Origin of the sequence: Saccharomonospora iraqiensis subsp. iraqiensis (assembly GCF_000430445.1) — a bacterium.
Taxonomy (GTDB): Bacteria; Actinomycetota; Actinomycetes; order Mycobacteriales; family Pseudonocardiaceae; genus Saccharomonospora; species Saccharomonospora iraqiensis.
Genome location: NZ_KE387104.1, coordinates 43,941 through 47,160 on the forward strand (window position 1 = coordinate 43,941; position 3,220 = coordinate 47,160).

Annotated in this window: 3 protein-coding genes and 1 pseudogene; 2 read left to right on the plus strand and 2 right to left on the minus strand. The window is 72.3% G+C overall.

Annotation, left to right across the window (positions count from 1 at the left end):
- Positions 1 to 421 (minus strand): annotated as a pseudogene (locus tag ACTIR_RS23615) (3-phosphoshikimate 1-carboxyvinyltransferase); the annotation flags it as partial.
- A gap of 111 nt (positions 422 to 532) precedes the next feature.
- On the opposite strand from ACTIR_RS23615, the gene ACTIR_RS0115135 reads away from it, so the two are divergent.
- Together ACTIR_RS0115135 and ACTIR_RS0115140 are read left to right on the plus strand one after the other, a co-directional pair.
- Positions 533 to 2,233 (plus strand): CTP synthase, encoded by a 1,701-nt coding sequence (locus ACTIR_RS0115135; RefSeq protein ID WP_026454912.1) that lies wholly within the window; start codon positions 533 to 535, stop codon positions 2,231 to 2,233.
- Positions 2,230 to 2,859: an NUDIX domain-containing protein gene (locus tag ACTIR_RS0115140; RefSeq protein WP_026454913.1), complete on the plus strand. Its 630-nt coding sequence runs from the start codon at positions 2,230 to 2,232 to the stop codon at positions 2,857 to 2,859. The genes ACTIR_RS0115135 and ACTIR_RS0115140 overlap by 4 nt, the downstream gene beginning before the upstream one ends.
- A 22-nt stretch (positions 2,860 to 2,881) precedes the next feature.
- Here the strand turns inward: ACTIR_RS0115140 and ACTIR_RS0115145 are convergent.
- Positions 2,882 to 3,220 (minus strand): TM2 domain-containing protein (locus ACTIR_RS0115145; protein WP_233345918.1); only part of this gene is annotated, 339 nt, incomplete at its 5' end.

Genomic DNA, 3,220 nt, shown 5'->3' on the forward strand with positions numbered 1-3,220 from the left:
CGGCGATGTCCGCACCGAGGTCGGTCAGCGCCCGCAGCAGCGGACCCACCGGCCTGCGCCGGATCGCCGGGTCACCGTCGAAGTGGACGGTGCGCGACCCGAGGGCGGCGGGGGCGGGGGTGAACCGCGCGACGGTGCCCGCGTTGCCGAGGTCCACCCCGACCTCGCCGGAACCCTGCGTCACGGGACGGATACGGACGCCGTCGTCGACCCGTTCGGAGACCGCGCCGAGGCGGTCCAGCGCGGCCAGCATCAACCGGGTGTCCCGGGAGTCCAGCGGGGCGCGCACCACGGTCGGCCCCGTCGACAGCGCCGCGAGCACGTACGCGCGGTTGGTGACCGACTTCGAACCGGGCACCCGGACGGTGGCGTCGAGCGGCCCGGCGGCGGCCGGAGCGGACCAGGGGGTGTCGTCTGCCACCCCGCCACTCTGGCACACGGCGGCGCACGGACCGTGCGCAGGTCATCGGGTGCGTGCTGCCCGGTGAGGCCTCGGGCACGGGGGCCCCGGTGTGCGATAAGGTGGAAGCCCGTGGGACTTCAGCCGCGGACTACCAAATACGTCTTTGTCACCGGAGGCGTCGCCTCCTCCCTGGGCAAGGGACTCACCGCCTCCAGCCTGGGCCAACTGCTCACCTCCCGCGGACTGCGGGTCACGATGCAGAAGCTCGACCCGTACCTCAACGTCGATCCGGGCACGATGAACCCGTTCCAGCACGGCGAGGTGTTCGTCACCGAGGACGGCGCGGAGACGGACCTCGACATCGGCCACTACGAACGCTTCCTGGACCGTGACCTGTCCGGGACGGCCAACGTGACGACCGGCCAGGTGTACTCGTCCGTCATCGCGAAGGAACGCCGCGGCGAGTACCTCGGGGACACGGTGCAGGTCATCCCGCACATCACCGACGAGATCAAGTCGCGCATCACCGGGCTGGCCGACGACGACGGCAGCGGCCGCCGTCCGGACGTGGTCATCACCGAGGTCGGCGGCACCGTCGGGGACATCGAGTCGCTGCCGTTCCTGGAGGCGTGCCGGCAGGTCCGGCACGACGTCGGCCGGGACAACTGCTTCTTCCTGCACGTGTCCCTGGTGCCCTTCCTCGCGCCGTCCGGCGAGTTGAAGACCAAGCCCACGCAGCACTCCGTGGCGGCGCTGCGCAACATCGGTATCCAGCCGGACGCGCTGGTGTGCCGGGCGGACCGGGAGCTGCCCGAGGACCTGAAGAACAAGATCGGCCTGATGTGCGACGTGGAGAACGAGGCCGTCGTCGCCTGCCCGGACGCGCCGTCCATCTACGACATCCCGAAGGTGCTGCACACCGAGGGGCTCGACGCCTACGTGGTGCGGCGGCTCGGTATGCCGTTCCGCGACGTCGACTGGACGGTGTGGGGCGACCTGCTGAACCGGGTGCACAACCCGTCGGAGACCGTGCGCGTGGCGCTGGTGGGCAAGTACGTCGACCTGCCGGACGCCTACCTGTCGGTCACCGAGGCGCTGCGGGCGGGTGCGTTCGCCCACCGCGCCAAGGTGGAGATCGTGTGGGTCCCCTCCGACGAGGCCACGACACCCGCGGGTGCCGCCGCCGCTCTGGCCGGAGTGGACGGCGTGCTGGTGCCGGGCGGGTTCGGCGTCCGGGGGATCGAGGGCAAGGTCGGGGCGATCCACCACGCCCGCACCCACGGCATCCCGGTGCTGGGGCTGTGTCTGGGCCTGCAGTGCATGGTGATCGAGACGGCGCGCGAGCTCGCCGGGATCACGGACGCGAACTCCGCGGAGTTCGACGAGAACACCGCCAACCCGGTGATCTCCACGATGTCCGACCAGAAGGAGGTCGTGGCCGGCCAGCGCGACATGGGCGGCACGATGCGGCTCGGCGCGTACCCGGCGAAGCTCGTCGAGGGGTCGCAGGTGGCCCGGGCGTACGGGACCCTGGAGATCTCCGAACGGCACCGGCACCGGTACGAGGTGAACAACGCCTACCGCAAGCGGCTGACCGAGGCCGGACTGGTGTTCTCCGGCGTGTCCCCGGACGAGCGGCTCGTGGAGTTCGTGGAGCTGCCCGCCGATACGCACCCGTTCTTCGTCGGCACCCAGGCCCATCCCGAGCTGAAGTCGCGGCCGACCAGGCCGCACCCGCTGTTCGACGCCTTCGTGCGCGCGGTGGTGAACTACCGCACCGCCGACCGGCTTCCGGTGGAGCTGCCGGGGACCGCGGTGGGTGCCCGGTGAGTGCGCCGGGTGACCACGACTTCACCGTCGTCTCGTCCCGGGACGTCCACATCGGACGCATCCTGGGGCTGCGGGTGGACGAGGTCGTCATGCCGGGTGGTGCGGCGGCCCGCCGGGAGGTCGTCGAACACCTCGGGGCGGTCGCGATCTGCGCCGTGGACGACGACGGCACGGTGACCCTGGTCCACCAGTACCGGCATCCGCTGGGGGACCGGTTGTGGGAGCTGCCCGCGGGCCTGCTCGACGCCGACGGCGAGGAGCCGGTGGACACCGCCCGCCGGGAGCTGGTCGAGGAGGTCGGTCTGTCCGCCGGGCGCTGGGACACCCTCGTCGACGTCGCGGCCTCGCCCGGGTTCACCGACGAGGTGCTGCGGGTGTTCCTGGCCCGGGACCTCACCACGGTCCCGCGGCAGGCGCACGGCGACGAGGAGGCCGACCTCGTGGTGACCCGGGTTCCGCTGGACGAGGCCGTGCGCATGGTGCTCAACGGGGAGATCGTCAACGGCGCCACGGTCGGCGGACTGCTGGCCGCGCACGCGGTGCTGAGCACCGGCGGGTTCGAACCGAGGCCCACCGACGCGCCCTGGCGGTACCGGCCGACGCGGTTCGCCGAGCGGGAACGCTGACCGCCGGGCCCGCGGCGTCCGCTCAGCGGCTGAGCGGACGTCCGTCCCCGTCGACCCCGCCGTTGACCAGCAGCAGGATGCCGTCGATCATCGGCCACAACGCGCCGAGCCCGAAGGTGAGCAGTGTGACCAGCAGTTGCGCGACGGCGAGCCCGGTCTGTCCGGTGTAGAACCGGCCCACGCCGAACGGCACCACCAGCTGCAGGATGCCCGCGACGACCGCCGAGCGCCCGGAGGTCACCGGCTCCCCGTCTCCGCCGGGCGCGGGCCGGACGGCGCCGTCCGGCGACGTGGTCATCTGCGACTCCGCCAACAGGGCGGGGTGCGGGGCGGGCAGGTCGGCGAACAGCGGTCGGAGGTC